The organism is Mycobacterium sp. NTMscope_MAC_12, from assembly GCF_976985675.1.
This window is the reverse complement of sequence record NZ_CDRJYY010000001.1, coordinates 539622-557313: the sequence shown is the minus strand read 5'-3', so window position 1 is coordinate 557313 and position 17692 is coordinate 539622. Positions and strand designations below refer to the sequence as shown.

Genomic DNA, 17692 nt, shown 5'->3' with positions numbered 1-17692 from the left:
CGCCACGGTGGCGATGCGACGCTGTGCCTGCAGGCGCGTCACTGCGTTGCGACGCGGTCGATCACCCACGCTAGCGCACGTGCGACAACCGGTGCCGCTGCCACTGGCTTGGAAGGCGGGGCCCGCGGCGGCGATGCCGCGGCCCTCCGGCGAGACGGTCCGTATCACTACAGCTTGCTCAGTAGAGGTAGAACACGTTCTAATTCTCTGCATGGATTACGGGCTTGTGCTTTTTACCAGCGACCGCGGCATCTCTCCGGCGACGGCCGCGAAGCTTGCCGACGACCACGGCTTTCAAACCTTCTACGTCCCCGAACACACTCATATCCCGATCAAGCGGGAGGCTGCCCACCCCACCACCGGCGACGCGTCGCTGCCCGACGACCGCTACATGCGCACGCTGGACCCGTGGGTGAGCCTGGGCGCGGCCTGTGCCGTCACGTCGCGGGTGCGGCTGTCCACCGCGGTGGCGCTGCCGGTCGAACACGACCCGATCACGCTGGCGAAAAGTATTGCCACCCTGGACCATCTCTCCGGCGGCCGGGTCAGCCTGGGCGTCGGATTCGGTTGGAACACCGACGAGCTCGCCGACCACAACGTGCCGCCCGGGCGGCGGCGCACCATGCTGCGCGAATACCTCGAAGCGATGCGGGCGCTGTGGACCCAGGAAGAAGCCGAGTACGACGGTGAGTTCGTCAAGTTCGGTCCCAGCTGGGCGTGGCCCAAGCCGGTGCAGTCGCACATCCCGGTGCTCGTGGGGGCCGCGGGCACCGAAAAGAACTTCAAGTGGATCGCGCGCAGCGCCGACGGCTGGATCACCACTCCGCGCGACTTCGACATCGACGAACCGGTCAAGCTGCTGCAGGACACCTGGGCGGCCGCCGGCCGCGACGCCGCCCCGCAGATCGTGGCGCTGGACTTCAAGCCCGTTCCCGAGAAGCTCGCCAAATGGGCCGAGCTCGGGGTGACCGAGGTGTTGTTCGGGCTGCCGGACAAGCCCGATGCCGAGGTCGCCGCCTACGTCGAGCGGCTCGCCGGCAAACTAGCGGCTCTCGTTTAGTTGCGCGGTGCGCGTCGAGACTTAAACCATTGCGACGCGCAGCGGCGTGTCGTGTACCAGGTTTAAGTGTCGCGGCGCGGACGGCCGCTCAGGCCAGCGTGGCCCGGTTGTCCTTTTCGGTCGGCCGGACCACGATCGACGCCCCCAGCGGCTCGCCGTCGCTGAGCAACCCGACCAGCTCGGGATCCTCGCTCAGGGCCAGGAAACGGCTACCGTCGTCGTCCAGGCGGCCGATGATGATGCCGGTGCGCACCGGCCAGTCGTAGCGCACGGTGTAGGTCTCGATCCTCGCGCGACCGTCGGCCTTGACGGTCACCGCCATCTTGGGACGGGCGGCGACCTCGGCGCGCAGCGCGGCGCTGTTGTCGGGCTTCCAGTCCACCGGCGTGGTCGAGTACACCCCGACGGAGTACTTGCTCATGATCCCGCCGTTGGCGGCGACCAGGCCGAATTGCCCTGGGAGGTCCCGCATTTCGCTGACCGTCTCGGCGATGCCGTGCAGTGAGTAGTTGTTGCCCGGTCCGCCGAAGTACGGCAGACCGCCGGTGAGCGTCAGCCCGCGGGGATCGTCGGTGGCCAGCTGAGTCCCGTCGCAGAAGTTGAACACCGGCACCGGGAAGCAGCTGTAGAGGTCGAAGGTCGAGACGTCGTCGATGCCGACACCCGCCCCGGCGAGCGCTTCCTGGACCGCCAGCACCGACGCCGAGTTATAGGTCAGGTCGAGGCGGTCCAGCAGCGGCTGGTCCACCATGTCGGCGTGCCCGTGCAGAAACACCCAGCGCTCCTCGGGCACCCCGAGCCGGCGGGCGGCGGCCACCGACATCAGCAGCGCGGCCGCACCCTGATTGACCTGGTCGCGGGCCACCAGCAGCCGCGGGTACGGGTCGCAGATCATCCGGTTGGACGCGGTCACGGTGATGAGCTCGTCGACGCTGCGCTCCACCGGGGAGGACGCGAACGGGTTTTTCGCCGCGACTTTGGTGAACGGGGCGAACAGCTCGCCCATCTGGCGCCGGTAGTCGGCGACGCTCAAGCCCAGCCGGGCGCGGCGTGCGTTCTCCAGCAGCCCGTACTGGGCCGGCGCTCCGATGAGCCCGTGCGCGACGGTGTAGTCGTCGAACAGGCCGTCGTATCCGAAGCCGCGGTCCTCGAGGGACCCCTCGACCGTGTCGGAATGATCCGGCTTATCCCGGTCGGCGAAATACCGGATGCTGGACGTGTTTTCGGAGCCGAAGATCATCACGACCTCCGCCTCGCCCGAGGCGATGACGCCGGCGAATTCGGTGACCAGATGCTGGGGTCCCTGGCCGCCGATGGGCTCGAGAACCGCGCGGGCCGGCGCGGCGCCGAGGCGCTTGGCCACCGACCGCGGGTAGTTGTTGGACTTGCCCATGGGCGCGGGTGTGCGCCCGGAGATCTCGAACTGCCGGAGGGCGGCGACGGTGTCGATGGCTGCGGCGACGGCGGTGACGTCGGCCCCGGTGTCATGCAGCGCGGCCTGCGCCGCTGCCGTCGCCAGTTCCACCGACGACATTCCGCGGTAGCCGGAGTCCTCGATGCGTTCGGTGAACTGCCCCACGCCGACGATGACTGGGGTGTTCGGGTCGAGATTCATAGACCCACTATCTACCTTGGGCCGGGCCCCGGCCAAATCCGGGGCCCTCGCAGCATCGGCTCGCGCCCCTACAGGCTCTGCAGGATCTCCCGGGCCAGCGCCGCCGTCTCCGACGGGGTCTTGCCGACCTTGACGCCGGCGGCCTCCAAGGCTTCCTTCTTGGCGGCCGCGGTGCCCGACGAGCCGGACACGATGGCGCCCGCGTGGCCCATCGTCTTGCCTTCCGGCGCAGTGAATCCCGCGACATAGCCGACGACCGGCTTGGACACGTTGGCCTTGATGTAGTCGGCCGCGCGCTCCTCGGCGTCGCCGCCGATCTCACCGATCATCACGATGACCTTGGTGTCGGGGTCCTTCTCGAAGGCCTCGATGGCGTCGATATGGGTGGTGCCGATCACCGGGTCACCACCGATGCCGATCGAGGTGGAAAAACCGAAATCGCGCAGCTCGTACATCATTTGGTAGGTCAGGGTGCCGGACTTGGACACCAGCCCGACGGGGCCGGGGCCGCTGATGTTGGCGGGGGTGATGCCGGCCAGCGCCTCGCCCGGGGTGATGATGCCGGGGCAGTTCGGTCCGATGATGCGGGTTTTTTGTCCTTTGTCGACGTTGTAGGCCCACGCATAGGCGCTGTCCTGCACCGGAATTCCCTCGGTGATGACGACCAGCAGCGGGATCTCGGCGTCGATGGCCTCGATGATGGCGTCCTTGGCGAATTTCGGCGGCACGAAGACGACCGACACGTTGGCCCCGGTCTCCTTCATCGCTTCGGCGACGGTGCCGAACACCGGGAGCCCGACGTCCTTGCCGACCGGGTCCACATGCGACACGGTGGTGCCGGCCTTGCGGGCGTTCACCCCGCCCACCACCTGGGTGCCGGCCTTCATCATCAGCGCGGTGTGCTTGGTGCCCTCGCCACCGGTGATGCCCTGGACGATGACTTTGGAGTCTTTGTTCAAAAAGATCGACATGGCTTGGGTCCCTTACTTGTTCGCCAGCTCGGCGGCTTTGTCGGCACCGGCATCCATGGTCTCGGCCTGGATCACCAGCGGGTGGTTGGCTTGGGCCAGAATGCGCCGGCCTTCGTCGACGTTGTTGCCGTCGAGCCGGACCACGAGCGGCTTGTTCGCCTCGTCGCCGAGCATGTTCAGCGCGGTCACGATCCCGTTCGCGACGGCGTCGCAGGAGGTGATGCCGCCGAACACGTTCACGAAGACGGCCTTGACCTGCTTGTCGTTCAGGATGACGTCGAGGCCCGCGGCCATCACCTCGGCCGACGCGCCACCGCCGATGTCCAGGAAGTTGGCCGGCTTGACCCCGCCGTGCTTCTCGCCGGCGTAGGCGACGACGTCGAGCGTGGACATCACCAGGCCCGCGCCGTTGCCGATGATGCCGACCTGACCATCGAGCTTGACGTAGTTGAGGTCGTGCTCTTTGGCCTTGAGTTCCAGCGGGTCGGTGGCGTCGCGGTCTTCGAACTCGGCGTGGCCGGGCTGACGGAAGTCGGCGTTGGCGTCGAGGGTGACCTTGCCGTCCAGCGCCAAGATCCGGTCTTGGGGATCCCGCACCAGCGGGTTGACCTCGACCAGGGTGGCGTCCTCTGCGACGAAGACCTCCCACAGCTTGTTGATGGTGACCGCGGCGGCGTCGAGCACCTCGGCCGGCAGGTGGCCCTGTTCGGCGATGGAACGCGCGGTCGCCAGGTCGACACCCTTGACGGCGTCCACCGGAACCTTGGCCAGCCGCTCGGGCTTGGTGGCGGCCACCTCCTCGATTTCCATGCCGCCCTCGACCGAGCACATGGCCAGGTAGGTGCGGTTGGCGCGGTCGAGCAGGAAGGAGATGTAGTACTCCTCGGCGATGTCGCTGGCCTCGGCGACCAACAGCTTCTTGACGACGTGTCCCTTGATGTCGAGACCGAGGATGTTCTTGGCGTGCTCGAAGGCGTCGTCGGGCGTCGCCGCGTACTTGACGCCGCCCGCCTTGCCGCGTCCGCCGACCTTCACCTGCGCCTTGACCATCACCGGGCGACCGATCTCGGTGGCGATCTCGCGAGCGCCTTCGGCGGTGTCGGTCACGCGTCCCGGCGTAGTCGGTACGTTGTGCTTGGCGAACAATTCTTTTGCTTGATACTCGAAAAGGTCCATGGACTCTCTGTCTTCGCTCGACTCAACTGCTAGGCCTCTTGGTGGGCGGTGCCGCATCCGGCAACTCGCACGGACGAACTGTATCCACCCTCGAAATGGCTTTGACCGCCGCGTCCGCCGATGTGGCACAGCTCACGGGACATGGATAGACCGTCCGCGTGATCCAAATCACAATTCCGCCCGGATTGTGCGACGAGGTTGCCAGTCCCGCGCGTCAGCGGATACCTTCCTAGGGTCCAGATAACGTTATGGTCACGATACGAGGACATTTCAGGTTGCCCCAGCACCGTTTTGCCACGCCCTCTGCCGTAACAACAGGCATCTTGAGGGTGAGTCGCGCAGCAGGCGCCCGGTCGGCGGAGCCCCATCGGACCGAAGTCACGGAGATCCTTCCGCTCGACGGCTTTGACTTCGACGACCTCGATTTCAGCGACTCCGGTGACGATCTCGGCGATCACGCCGGCCTGGACTTCAGCAACGACTCGACGTTCGACAACGCAGCGCAGGTCCTGCTGGCGCCGGAGCTCGACGACCTCCACGAGACCGACGACCTGAAGCCTCGGTGGCTGGCGGCGCCCGCCACCGAGGTGTTGCCCCGGGTCACCGTCGGCCCCCGCACCGAGCGGCGCCTCGAGCACCCGCACACCACCGACGTCGTCGGCGCCGCGCGCCGCGGCGGGCAGCACCGCAAGCAGCCCACCAGCGCGGCCCGCGGCCGCCTGCTGATCTCGGCGATGGCCGCCGGCGCGGCCGCCGCGGCTGCCCACACGGCCACCAGCCACGCCGACACCCCCAAGACCGAGGCGGTGCTGACCGCCAACGCGTCCGCACTCACCGGCGGGTCGGGCAGCAACACCGTCCGCGGCCCCCAGGTGATCGCGGTGGAGCCCGCGGCCAACGCGGCCCTGCACAACCAGGAACTCGCCAGGGGCGTCGCCTTCGCCAACGACCGCGCCCAGCGCGAGGCGCGCCTGCAGCAACCGCTCTACGTGATGCCGACCAAGGGGATATTCACCTCCAACTTCGGTTACCGCTGGGGCGTGCTGCACGCCGGTATCGACCTGGCCAACTCGATCGGCACGCCGATCCTCGCCGTGTCCGACGGCGTCGTCATCGAAGCCGGCCCGGCCGGCGGCTACGGGATGCTGGTCAAGCTGCGGCACGCCGACGGCACCGTCACGCTCTACGGACACATCAACACCGCCCTGGTCAGCGTCGGCGAGCGCGTCATGGCCGGCGACCAGATCGCCACCATGGGCAACCGGGGCAATTCCACCGGCCCGCACCTGCACTTCGAGGTGCTGCAGGGCGGCACCGAGCGGATCGATCCGGTGCCGTGGCTGGCTAAGCGTGGACTTATGGTCGGCAACTACGCTGGTTAGGGTGACCGCGCCGAACGAACAGCCTTCCGGTCCGCGTCCGCCCGAGGCCAGTGCGGAGCCATCATCGCCCTCCGACTCACGGACACGGATCATCCGCCGCGCGCCGACCGGACCCATTCCCACCACCCCGGACTCTCCGACTAGTCAGTTCGTGCCGCCGGCCCCGCCGTACCGGGGTGGCCCGCGTGCGGGGCGCACCGGCTATGCCGGAATGCCGGCCTTCGAGCCCACCGATCGCACGGCCGTCGCCGCGTGCGCGGTCAGCATCGTCAGCGGGTGGGCCACGTCGGTGGTGGCCACCGATCTGATCGCCGGTTGGTGGCGAACCGATCGCCTGTTCTGCATCGCGGTCGCGTTTCTGGCCCTCGTGTTCGGCGCCACCACGGTGACGGGTGTGATCGCGCTGCTGCAGCGCCGGTCGGTCAGCCGCTACCTCCTGTTGGCCGGCGCGCTCGTCGCTTTCCTTACTTACATCGGCGTGTTCATCGCCGGTGCCCGTGTGGCGTGGGTCGTGCACCTGCTGCCGCTGTTGCCGATCGCCACGGTCGTGCTGGTGATGCTGCCGCAAACCAAACGCTGGCTGGAGGCCTGACCTTCGCCGAACGTGTACTGGCGGCGATGTTTTCGCGATTTCTCCGCCCTGAGTGCACGTTCGACGCGCCTAGTCCTCGCCCGATTAGAGCTTGCTGATCGGGGCGTGGTTGTGCATCAGCTTGACCCGTCCCGAGCTGCCGAAGTCGATCAGCGACATCGCCGATTCGCCGACGCCGGACACTTCCTCGACCCGGCCCAGGCCGTACTTGTCGTGCGTCACCCGGTCGCCGGGCTCGAGCACCAGCAGCGGTCGCTTGCTCATCCCGGAACGAGTCGGCGCCGCGCGCGGCGTGCCGAATCGTCCGGCACCGCTCACCGGCGCGCTGAACGACGGGGCCGGCGCGGTGCGGCGCCATTCGATCAATTCTTGCGGAATCTCCCTGAGGAAACGGGATTCCGGGTTGAGCATGGGCTGCCCCCAGGAGGACCGGACGATGGCCCGGCTCACGTACAGCCGCTGCCGTGCGCGGGTGATGCCCACGTAGGCCAGCCGTCGCTCCTCGGACAGTTCGGTCGGGTCGTCCAATGACCGCATGTGGGGGAACATCCCGTCCTCCCACCCGGTGACGAACACCACCGGGAACTCCAGGCCTTTCGCGGTGTGCAGGGTCATCAGCGTGACCATGCCGGCACCATCCTCGGGGATCTCGTCGCTGTCGGAAACCAGCGACACCCTCTCCAAGAACTCCGCCAGCACACCGGTATCGGGCACGTCCTCGTCTTCGGGGGTTTGCAGCGACTCACCCAGGGCTTCGGCGTTCGCGCGGTCGGTGCTGAATTCGTGTGCCACGCTGACGAGTTCGTTGAGGTTGTCCAGCCGCGCCAGTTCCTGGGGGTCGGTGGAGGATTCCAGCTCCCTGCGGTACCCGGTGCGTTCGAGCACCGACTCGACCAGATCGCCGAGATCGTCATCCAGGCGGCCCCGCAGCTCGTCGAGGAGCTCGACGAAGCCCGCGATCGCCTTCTCCGCGCGGGAATTCAGCATCGGCACTTTGCCTTCGGCCGCGGCGACGAGCGCGTCGGCGAAGCTGGCCCCGGTGTTCTCGGCGTACACCGCGACGCAGGCCTCGGCGCGATCCCCGATGCCGCGACGCGGGGTGTTGAGGATGCGCCGCATGCTGACCGCGTCCCCCGGGTTATCCAGGACCCGCAGATAGGCGACGATGTCGCGAATCTCCTTGCGCTCGTAAAAGCGCACTCCCCCAACGACTTTGTAGGGGATTCCGGCGCGGATGAAGACCTCTTCCAACGACCGCGACGAGTTGTTGGTGCGATAGAAGACGGCGACGTCGTTGTAGGTGATCTCGCCCTTCTCGGCGAGCGCGTCGATCTCCTCGGCGACGAATCGGGCTTCGTCGTGCTCGTTGTCGGCGACGTAGCCGACGATCAACTCGCCGGCGCCTTCGGCGGTCCACAGACGCTTGTCGCGGCGCCCGGAATTGCGGGCGATCACCGAGTTGGCCGCCGACAGAATGTTCTGCGTAGAGCGGTAATTCTGTTCCAGCAGAATGGTTGTCGCGTCGGGATAGTCGCGTTCGAAGTCCTCGATGTTGCGGATGGTGGCGCCGCGGAATGCATAGATCGACTGATCGGCGTCGCCGACCACGCACAACTCCGCGGGCGGCACCTCATCAGACGATTCCGGTGCTTCTGAACCGCGGCCGACCAATTCCCGCACCAACACGTACTGGGCGTGGTTGGTGTCCTGGTACTCGTCGACGAGCACGTGCCGGAACCGCCGCCGATAGTGCTGGGCGATCTGCGGGAAGGCCCGCAGCACCGCCACGGTTTCCCCGATCAGGTCGTCGAAGTCCAGCGCGTTCGCCGCCCGCAACCGCCGCTGATACTCGCCGTAGACGCTGGCCACCGTGCGGGACAACTCGTCGGAATCATCGGTCAGCTTGGAGACCGCGTCGGCGGGGTCGATCAGCTCGTTCTTCAGGTTGGAGATGGCGTTGGCCAACAGCCGCGGCGAGTAGCGCTTGATGTCGAGCCCCATGTCGCGCCCGATCATCTGCAACAGCCGCCGCGAATCGTCGGCGTCGTAGATCGAGAAGTTGGAATTGAGGCCTTCGATCAGGGAGGCCTGGTTGCGCAGGATGCGCACGCACGTCGAGTGAAAGGTGGACACCCACATGGCGCGGGCGCGGTTGCCGACCAGCCGCACCACCCGTTCCCGCATCTCGGCGGCGGCCTTGTTGGTGAAGGTGATGGCCAGCACCTGGCCGACCCCGACCCCGCGCGCCGCGATCAGGTAGGCGATGCGACGCGTCAACACCGCGGTCTTGCCCGAACCCGCCCCCGCGACGATCAGCAGCGGGGAACCTTCGTGCACCACCGCCTGGCGTTGTTGCGGGTTGAGCCCCTCGAGCAGTTGATCGGCTTCGGAGGCCGGCTTGGTATCTGTTGCGTGCACACTCATGTCAGTCCAAACTTACCGCCGCCCAGTGACACAAAGCGCCCAGGCATCAAACCAGGCTAGTGGCTCGGCCGGCCTGAATCGCGCCACGCGTTCTACCGAAAAATCGGCGTGTCGGAATGCACTATTCAATGCCTCCTCGGCCCGGCGCCGCAATTGCACCCAAGTCCAAAAAGAGCAGCTTAAACATGTTTTTTTGCGCGTGAGCCGTTTTTAGTGGCACACTCATTTGGTGCTCAATCTGCAGTGCCGACGACGCTGCTCGACCCTCGAGTGGCGCCGCCGATTCCCCTACGGGTGCCGGTCCGCGGCGCCCGTGGTCTAACTGCTTCCGCAGAGCCCCGGGCCCGCTTCGGCACCCGGGGTTCGTCTTCAGTGAGGCCCAACTGCATGAGTCCAGAACCCACACATCACGACGACGGCGCGGAGGCAGCAGAGATGAACATCGAGATGGTGGAGACCCAAGAGGCCACCGACATCGACGACTTGCGTCACGAGATCGATCGCCTGGACGCCGAGATCCTCGCCGCGGTCAAACGGCGCACCGAGGTATCTCAAGCGATCGGCAAGGCCCGGATGGCATCTGGGGGCACGCGACTGGTCCATAGCCGCGAGATGAAGGTCATCGAGCGCTACAGCGAGCTCGGCCCCGACGGTAAGGACCTGGCGATACTGCTGCTGCGGCTGGGCAGGGGCCGGCTCGGTCACTGAGCGCGGCGCCCGTCGCCGGCCTCATCGCCACACTGGCTCCTTCACGTCAGAGCCCATAGGGTCGACTCATGACCCGCGTCGGCGACGATGCAGAGCGCAGCGATGAAGAGGAGCGACGCCCATGACGCCCATGACCTCCGTGCACATCCTCCCCGACATCACCGCCACCCCGGCGTGGGACGCCCTGCGCAGGCATCATGAACAAATCGGCGGCACCCATCTGCGCCAGCTTTTCGACGAGGACCCCGATCGCGGCCGCGAGCTGACCGTCTCGGTCGGCGACCTCTACATCGACTACAGCAAGCACCGGATCACGCGAGAAACGCTGCGGCTCTTGGTGAATCTGGCCCGCACCGCGAACCTCGAACAGCGCCGCGACCAGATGTTCGCCGGCGTCCACATCAACACCTCCGAGGATCGTGCGGTGCTGCACACCGCGCTGCGGCTACCCCGGGACGCCGAACTGACCGTCGACGGTCAAAACGTCGTCGAGGACGTGCACGCCGTGCTGGACCGGATGGGCGACTTCACCGACCGGTTGCGCAGCGGCGAATGGACCGGAGCCACCGGGAAACGGATCAGCACCGTGGTCAACATCGGCATCGGCGGATCGGACCTCGGCCCGGTGATGGTCTACCAGGCCCTGCGCCACTACGCGGATGCGGGCATCTCGGCGCGCTTTGTCTCCAACGTCGACCCCGCCGACCTGATCGCCACCCTGGCCGACTTGGACCCCGCCACAACACTTTTCATTGTCGCGTCGAAGACGTTCTCGACGCTGGAAACGTTGACCAACGCCACGGCCGCGCGCCGTTGGGTGACCGACGCCCTCGGCGACGCGGCGGTGGCGCAACACTTCGTGGCCGTCTCCACCAACAAGCGCCTGGTCGACGACTTCGGGATCAACACCGACAACATGTTCGGGTTCTGGGACTGGGTCGGGGGCCGCTACTCGGTGGACTCGGCGATCGGCCTGTCGGTGATGGCCGCCATCGGCCGAGAAGCGTTCGCGGACTTCCTGTCCGGATTCCACATCGTCGACCGGCATTTCAAGACCGCACCGCTGGAGTCCAACGCGCCTGTGCTGCTTGGACTTATCGGCCTGTGGTATTCCAACTTCATGGACGCGCAATCGCGCGCGGTGCTGCCGTACTCGAACGACCTGGCGCGCTTCGCCGCCTATCTGCAGCAGCTGACCATGGAGTCCAACGGCAAGTCGACCCGCGCGGACGGCAGCCCGGTCACCACCGGCACCGGTGAAATCTTTTGGGGCGAACCGGGAACCAACGGACAACACGCGTTCTATCAGTTGCTGCATCAGGGCACCCGGCTGGTGCCGGCCGACTTCATCGGTTTCAGCCAACCGATCGACGATTTGCCCACCGCCGAGGGCGACGGCAGCATGCACGACTTGTTGATGAGCAACTTCTTCGCCCAGACGCAGGTGCTGGCCTTCGGCAAGACCGCCGAGGAGATCGCCGCCGAAGGCACACCCGCGGATGTCGTGCCGCACAAGGTGATGCCGGGTAACCGGCCGTCGACCTCGATCCTCGCCGACCGGCTCACCCCGTCGGTGCTCGGTCAGCTGATCGCGCTCTACGAGCATCAGGTTTTCACCGAGGGCGTGATCTGGGGAATCGACTCGTTCGACCAGTGGGGCGTGGAGCTGGGCAAAACTCAGGCCAAAGCCCTGCTGCCGGTGCTTACCGCGGACACCTCGCCGGCGCCGCAGTCGGATAGCTCGACCGATGCCCTGGTCCGCCGCTACCGCAGCGAACGAGGGCGCACCAGCTGATCGATCTCAGGCGAACATCTTGGTCAGCTGGGGCGGCAGCACCCGCATCAGCTGCACCAGCGGCGCCCACGGCCACCACGGCACCGCCGCCCGGCCCGGCTCACGCTCCATCGCGGCGACGAGCGCGTTGACGCCAGTTTCGTTGTCCACCATCAACATTGTGCTGTTCGACTTGGCGGTCATCTCCGACTCGATGTAGCCGGGTTCGATGACCGAAACCTTGACGGGCCCCTTGGCGTATTCGGCGCGCAACGATTCACCCAGCGAGCTCACGCCGGCCTTGCTCGCCGCGTACGCCGCCTTCACCCCCGGCACGCCCTTGTTGCCGAGCACCGACGAGATCAGCACCAGGTGACCCGAACCGTTCTTGTTGAACATCTCCAGCGCGGTCTCGATCTGCACCAGTGCGGCCACCAGGTTGGTCTCGAGGGTCGCCTTGTTGGCCCAGAGCTTGCCGGAGCCGAGCTTGGCGCCCTTGCCGATGCCGGCGTTGACGATGATGCGGTCGATGCCGCCCAGCTCGTCGCTGAGTTCGGCAAACACTTTGGGAACGGCCTCGTGGTCGTTGACGTCCAGCGCGGCGACCGCGATGGTGACGCCCGGATGCTTCTGCGTCAGCTCGGCTTTGAGCTCGTCGAGCCGGTCCGTGCGACGCGCGCACAGGGCGAGGTCGCGGCCCTTGGCGGCGAAGGCGCGCGCCATGCCGGCGCCCAGGCCGGAGCTGGCACCGGTGATGAGGATCTTCTGGCGAGTCATCGGGGCAGCATAACTAGTGCCCGCCCAACGTCGGGTTGTTGGGCTCGACAGCGGCTCGTTGGCACAACTAGTCCACGTTCGCGGCCCCCAGAAGCCGCACGCGCGACTACTTCAGCAAACGCGACATCCGCCGGTCGGCCAAGATCTTGCCCCCGGTCTGGCATGTCGGACAGTACTGAAAAGACTTGTCCGCGAACGACACTTCACGCACGGTGTCCCCGCACACCGGGCAGGGCAGCCCGGTGCGGGCGTGCACGCGCAATCCGGAGCGTTTCTCGCCCTTGAGGGTGGCCGCGCCCTGGCCGACGGATCGGCTCACCGCGTCGGTGAGCACGGTGACCATGGCGTCATGCAGCGTGGCGAGTTGTTTCTCGGACAGCTTGCCAGCGGTGGCGAACGGCGAGATCTTCGCGACGTGCAAGATCTCGTCGCTGTAGGCGTTGCCGATGCCGGCGATCACCTTCTGGTCGGTGATGACCGTCTTGATCCGCCCGGTGTTGTCGGCCAGAACGCGGGCCAGATCGTCTGGGCCGAGCTCCAGCGCGTCCGGCCCGAGGGAGGCGATCTGCGGGATCTGCTGGGGGTCGCTCACCAGCCACACCGCCAGCCGCTTCTGGGTGCCGGCCTCGGTGAGGTCGAAGCCGGGCGCCTCCCCCGGTGTGCCCAGATGCACCCGCAGCGCGATCGGGCCCTTGCCGGGTCGCAGCGGCGCCGCGGCCAACTTGTCGGACCACCGCAGCCAGCCCGCCCGGGACAAATGCGCGATCAAGGAGAGGTTGTCCGTCCGCAGCCCCAGGTATTTGCCCCAGCGGTCGGCCCCGACCACGGTCTGGCCGTGCAGCGCGCTGATCGGCGGGTCGAAGGTCTTCAGGACGGACAGGGCGGCGATGTCGACCCGGCCGACGGACAGGCCCACGGCGTGGCGCCGTAAGTGGTCGACCAGCGCTTCGATCTCGGGCAGTTCGGGCACGGTGTCAGTCTGCCGGTCGGAGCAAATAGGTGTCCATGATCCAGCCGTGCCGGGCGCGGGCCTCGGCCCGCAGCGCAACGATGCGGGGCCCCACCTCGCCGACCGTGCCGGCGATGAGCAGTTCGTCGTCGGTACCCAGGTAGGCGCCCCACCAGATCCGGGTCTCGGGCGGGCACGTCTGGAACGAGCAGTCCGCGTCGAGCATCACGACCGCGTCCCCGGCCAATCCCTGCGCGCGCAGCTGGCGTCCGGTGGTGATCAGAACGGGTTCGCCGACCTCGTTGAGCGGGATGCGGTGCCGGGCGGTCAGCGCCTGCACCGCGGTGATGCCCGGGATCACGTCGAACGTGAAATCGACCTGCGCGCCAACGGCGTCGAGGATCCGCAGCGTGCTGTCGTACAGCGACGGATCGCCCCAGGCCAAGAAGGCCCCGACGCCGTGCGGACCCAGCTCGGCCGAGATGGCCCTGGCCCAGATCTGTGCGCGTGCGGCATGCCAGTCCGCGACGGCGTCGCGGTACTCGGCATCATCGGCGCGCTTGGGGTCGGGCAGCTCGACGAACCGGTAGCCCGGTTCGCGGATGAACCGGCTGCAGATCTCGCGCCGCAGCGCCACCAGGTCGCTTTTGTGCTCGCCCTTGTCCATCGCGAAAAACACCTGCGTGTCGTTGAGCGCCTCGATCGCCTGCACGGTCACATAGCCGGGATCGCCGGCGCCGATGCCGATGACGTGGATGTGCCGGCCCAATGAACTCTCCTGACTCGCGTCGCTGCTCGACCACATTGCCGAATCGATATCGCACAGGCCTAGTCGGGACCTGAAGTACCCAGTACCATGGGTACTGTCTACGCACCCAATGGAGGGACGCCAGGGATGACCACGTCGCTGAAGCCCGGTGGGCCGAGCCGTGAAGAGTTCTCCGAACGCTTGCTGAAGGGCTCGGTCAAAAAGTCCTACGAGCCCGTCGTCGACATCGACTGGGACGCTCCGCTCGACCCGGACAAGTTCTATCTGCCGCCGCGGTTGGTGTCGCTGTACGGCACCCCGATGTGGGACGAGATGACCCGCGAACAGCAGATCGAGCTTTCCCGCCAGGAGTTGGTCAACACACTCTCGGCCGGGATCTGGTTCGAGAACATGCTCAACCAGTCGCTGCTGCGCACGATCCTGCACGAAGACCCGACGAGTAACTCGACGCATTACAAGCTGACCGAACTGGGCGACGAGACCCGTCACATGGTCATGTTCGGCAAGGCCATCGAACGCGTCGGCGCAAAACCGGTGCGCCCCAGGCTGTTTCACCGGATGATCATCAACATGCTCCCCCTGGCGTTTCAGCGTGGCTCGATGCTGTGGGTGGCCGCGCTGATCGGTGAGGAGATCTTCGACTCGCTGCAACGGCAGATGATGGACGACCCCGAACTGCAGCCAATCATTCAGCGGCTCATGCGCATTCACGTCACAGAAGAGGCGCGTCACATCCAATTCGCGCGCGACGGGGCGCGCAAACGAGTCGCCGAGATGCCCCGGTTCAACCGCTGGTTCATGGCCAACATCAACGGGCTGGGTGGCTACTTCTTCAACTATCTGTTCAGCAACCCGGTCCCTTATGCGCGAACGGGTCTCGACCCGCAGCGCGCCCGAAAGACCGCGCGCACCAGCCCACATCGCCGCGACGTTCAGGTTGCGGGCTTCGCTCCACTGGCGGCGTTCTTGACCGAGATAGGCCTGATGGGCCGGCTCGCGCGCCGCGGCTGGAAGCGCAGCAGGTTTCTGTGACGGCTTCGCGCGTCGGCGGTGAATCTCGCTGCCACATCGCCATTGTCGGCGCGGGGGCCGGCGGTCAGAACGCCCGTGACGCCTTGTCGGGCGCCCGGTTCACCGGCCTGGTCCTGCTCGACCAACCCGGCCACGACGTCACCAGCTCGCGGTTCGACGACCCCTCCGACACGTGGCTGTTGACCACGGCCGGGGGCGAGATCGTTCGCGCCGATGTCGTCGTCGCCGCCGGCCGAGGCATCTATGTCCCGTGGCTGCCGCCCATTGCCGGGCGCGAGGGCTTTCGCGGCGAGTCGTTTCACGCCGCGGCGTGGGATCCGGCATTTGACCCGTCCGGCAAGCGCATCGCGGTCATCGGCACCGACGCCACTGCCGGCTATCACCTCGGCCGGCTGGCCGGCGTGGCGGCGTCCACCACCGTCTTTGCGCGGGCCCCGCGTCGCGTCGTCACCGAGTTGCCGCTGTGGTCTACCCGCGCCACCCGCTGGCTGCGCCGCCCGAGCGCGTCGCGGCCTTCGATGGTGATCGTCTCGTCGGCCGTCGAAACGGTGACCGCGTCAGGGGTGCGGACCGCCGATGGTGTGCACCACAGCGTCGACGCCATCGTCTACGGCACCGGATTCTCGATCCCCGATGACGTCGCCGACGAGACGCTGACCGGCGCGGGCGGGCGGCCCATCCGGCAGGCCTGGCACGACGGCATGGAGCCGTTCTGCGGCATGGCGGTTCGCGGGTTCCCCAACTATTTCTTCATCACCGGCCCCGATCCGGGCGCGCAAGCCCGCTACATCGTCGAGTGCCTGAAACTCATGAGGCGCACCGGCAGCGACCGCATCGAGGTGCGCGCCAGCAGCCAGCATGTCTTCAACGAACGCGCCCAACTGGGACCGGCCGAACCGCCGCCGGTGGCGTCCGCCTTCGACCTTTCGGCCAGCGCGCCGGCCGGTGACGACGCCTACGACGGCGCCGCCACGCTGGAGATCGCCGGGAACCGCCACCCGGTACGGGTGCGCCTCACCGGGCACCTGGACCCGATCGATGGGCGCTATCACTGGCAGGGAACGGTATTCGGGTCGCCGTCCGACGACCTCAAAAAGGCGCGGACGGCCACGCTGACGGTGGGTGAGCGCAGCGCACCCGCGCGCATCGTGGAACGGACGCCCTGGGGCACGCATTCGGTCGCCGGCGTGGGCGCTCCCCCCTACGCGTTGAGCGACGCATGAACCGGTGCCGGCACCTCGCCGCCGGCTAGCGCATTTCTGCAGGAAACGCCCTGTTTTTCGGCCATACCGAAAAGTTTGGCCGCGCCCGCTCTGTGGTAACCCCGAGGGATAGCGCGTGCTGAGCAATGAACTCCATGGCGCGTTCGGGCGGTGCAGGTCGACGCCTCGACGAACACGGAGGGGGACGCATGATTTATTCGATGCGGGTCTGCGGCGTGAGTCCGGGGGGATCCCGATCGCAACCTGCAGCTTCTCGATGCATCGACGCCGGCCCACCGCGAACTAGACTTTTGCCGCTGAGGGCGGATACTCAAGCAGTCGGCCCGGCAGAACACAAGGAGCGGGAAATGATTCCGGACGTCCCGATCGAGCTGGGATGAGCCCGGTGGCTGAGTCGGCCAGCTCGTTGGCCGTCGCGACGCGCACGGATGACTCGATAGCCGTGCTGACCGTCGACGGCGTGCTGGACACCGCCAACTCCACCGCGCTGCGCGACCGCCTCATCAAGGCGACGTCGGACGGGGCCTCCGCCGTTATCGTCGACGTCTCCGGGCTCAAATTGAACACCGAACCGGCATGGTCGACCTTCATGGGCGCCTACTGGCAGATCGGTAGCGCGACCCACGTTCCGATCGTGTTCGCCTGCACCAACCGAACGACCCGCGAGGCGATCACCCGAAGCGGGATCGCCCACTTCATGCCGGTGTATTCCAGCCAGAAGGCGGCGATGAAGGCGCTTGGTCAGAGCAGCCGCCGCGCGGTGCGGCGTGCCGATGCCCAGCTGCCCGCCGACCTCACCAGCCTGCGCGAGTCGCGGCGGCTGGTCCGCGAGTGGCTCACCACGTGGTCGCAGGCCAAGCTCATCCCCGTCGCATTGGTGGTCGTCAACGTGTTCGTGGAGAACGTCCTGGAACACACCGCCAGCGTCCCGGTGATACGGATCGAGGCGCAGGGCACGGCGGCGTCCATCGCGGTCTCCGACGCCAGCACCACCCCCGCCGCGCGGCTTCCGTCCCCGGCGAAGGGCATCGACGTCTCCGGCCTGGCGATCGTCGACGCGTTGTCCCGCGCGTGGGGCAGCACGCCGACGTCGTCCGGCAAGACGGTGTGGGCGGTCATCGGCCCCGAGAACCAGCTGTAACTCGTTCCAACCAGTTCTAGCCACACCCATCTGCCGGTTGTGCTGAAACTAGAACACGTTCTAATGTCGTGGGACGACCCCTTCAGGAAGGCAGATGAC

The 17692-nt window shown here is 67.1% G+C and carries 15 protein-coding genes and 1 pseudogene; 8 read left to right on the top strand and 8 right to left on the bottom strand.

Going from position 1 to position 17692, the window contains the following annotated elements; all coding sequences use genetic code 11:
- Window positions 1-211: 211 nt before the first annotated feature.
- Entirely contained in the window at window positions 212-1060 is an 849-nt protein-coding gene (locus AC0KS4_RS02755; protein WP_238958265.1) for an LLM class F420-dependent oxidoreductase, read from the top strand.
- Window positions 1061-1148: 88 nt separating this feature from the next.
- On the opposite strand, the gene AC0KS4_RS02750 is transcribed toward AC0KS4_RS02755, so the two are convergent.
- The 3 genes from AC0KS4_RS02750 to sucC form a co-directional block, all read right to left on the bottom strand.
- Entirely contained in the window at window positions 1149-2675 is a 1527-nt protein-coding gene (locus AC0KS4_RS02750; RefSeq protein ID WP_238958266.1) for an acetyl-CoA acetyltransferase, read from the bottom strand.
- A 68-nt stretch (window positions 2676-2743) separates the two neighbouring features.
- The gene (gene sucD, locus AC0KS4_RS02745; protein WP_238958267.1) at window positions 2744-3646 is read right to left on the bottom strand and encodes a succinate--CoA ligase subunit alpha; all 903 of its coding nucleotides are present in this window, start codon (window positions 3644-3646) and stop codon (window positions 2744-2746) included.
- Window positions 3647-3658: 12 nt separating this feature from the next.
- Window positions 3659-4822: an ADP-forming succinate--CoA ligase subunit beta gene (sucC, locus tag AC0KS4_RS02740; RefSeq protein ID WP_225330109.1), complete on the bottom strand. Its 1164-nt coding sequence runs from the start codon at window positions 4820-4822 to the stop codon at window positions 3659-3661.
- A gap of 329 nt (window positions 4823-5151) precedes the next feature.
- Between sucC and AC0KS4_RS02735 the strand changes: the two genes are divergently transcribed.
- Together AC0KS4_RS02735 and AC0KS4_RS02730 are read left to right on the top strand one after the other, a co-directional pair.
- A complete protein-coding gene (locus AC0KS4_RS02735; RefSeq protein ID WP_225330108.1) occupies window positions 5152-6204 on the top strand; it encodes a M23 family metallopeptidase in 1053 nt (350 codons plus the stop codon).
- 1 nt (window position 6205) lies between these two features.
- The gene (locus AC0KS4_RS02730; RefSeq protein ID WP_238958268.1) at window positions 6206-6796 is read left to right on the top strand and encodes a hypothetical protein; all 591 of its coding nucleotides are present in this window, start codon (window positions 6206-6208) and stop codon (window positions 6794-6796) included.
- Window positions 6797-6880: 84 nt separating this feature from the next.
- On the opposite strand, the gene pcrA is transcribed toward AC0KS4_RS02730, so the two are convergent.
- Window positions 6881-9220, bottom strand: coding sequence for a DNA helicase PcrA (pcrA, locus tag AC0KS4_RS02725; protein WP_225330106.1), 2340 nt, complete (start codon window positions 9218-9220; stop codon window positions 6881-6883).
- 387 nt (window positions 9221-9607) lie between these two features.
- On the opposite strand from pcrA, the gene AC0KS4_RS02720 reads away from it, so the two are divergent.
- Together AC0KS4_RS02720 and pgi are read left to right on the top strand one after the other, a co-directional pair.
- The gene (locus tag AC0KS4_RS02720) at window positions 9608-9928 is read left to right on the top strand and encodes a chorismate mutase (RefSeq protein ID WP_225330105.1); all 321 of its coding nucleotides are present in this window, start codon (window positions 9608-9610) and stop codon (window positions 9926-9928) included.
- A gap of 130 nt (window positions 9929-10058) precedes the next feature.
- Window positions 10059-11723, top strand: coding sequence for a glucose-6-phosphate isomerase (gene pgi / locus AC0KS4_RS02715; RefSeq protein WP_225330117.1), 1665 nt, complete (start codon window positions 10059-10061; stop codon window positions 11721-11723).
- Between the two features lie 6 nt (window positions 11724-11729).
- On the opposite strand, the gene AC0KS4_RS02710 is transcribed toward pgi, so the two are convergent.
- The 4 genes and pseudogenes from AC0KS4_RS02710 to cobF form a co-directional block, all read right to left on the bottom strand.
- Window positions 11730-12479 carry an SDR family oxidoreductase gene (locus tag AC0KS4_RS02710; protein WP_238958269.1) on the bottom strand — a complete coding sequence of 250 codons (750 nt, stop codon included), beginning with the start codon at window positions 12477-12479 and terminating at the stop codon, window positions 11730-11732.
- Window positions 12480-12585: 106 nt separating this feature from the next.
- Window positions 12586-13053: a zinc finger domain-containing protein gene (locus AC0KS4_RS02705; RefSeq protein WP_225330116.1), complete on the bottom strand. Its 468-nt coding sequence runs from the start codon at window positions 13051-13053 to the stop codon at window positions 12586-12588.
- A 153-nt stretch (window positions 13054-13206) separates the two neighbouring features.
- Window positions 13207-13449: pseudogene (locus tag AC0KS4_RS02700) on the bottom strand (DNA-formamidopyrimidine glycosylase family protein); the annotation flags it as partial.
- A gap of 4 nt (window positions 13450-13453) precedes the next feature.
- A complete protein-coding gene (cobF, locus tag AC0KS4_RS02695) occupies window positions 13454-14197 on the bottom strand; it encodes a precorrin-6A synthase (deacetylating) (RefSeq protein ID WP_238958270.1) in 744 nt (247 codons plus the stop codon).
- Window positions 14198-14323: 126 nt separating this feature from the next.
- On the opposite strand from cobF, the gene AC0KS4_RS02690 reads away from it, so the two are divergent.
- From AC0KS4_RS02690 to AC0KS4_RS02680, 3 genes are all read left to right on the top strand, one after another.
- Complete coding sequence (locus AC0KS4_RS02690) at window positions 14324-15229, top strand: AurF N-oxygenase family protein (RefSeq protein WP_225330103.1); 906 nt, start codon at window positions 14324-14326, stop codon at window positions 15227-15229.
- Between the two features lie 254 nt (window positions 15230-15483).
- Window positions 15484-16452, top strand: a complete 969-nt coding sequence (locus AC0KS4_RS02685) for a DUF4873 domain-containing protein (protein ID WP_238958394.1) — start codon at window positions 15484-15486, stop codon at window positions 16450-16452.
- 376 nt (window positions 16453-16828) lie between these two features.
- Window positions 16829-17593: an STAS domain-containing protein gene (locus AC0KS4_RS02680; RefSeq protein ID WP_238958271.1), complete on the top strand. Its 765-nt coding sequence runs from the start codon at window positions 16829-16831 to the stop codon at window positions 17591-17593.
- Window positions 17594-17692: the final 99 nt, after the last annotated feature.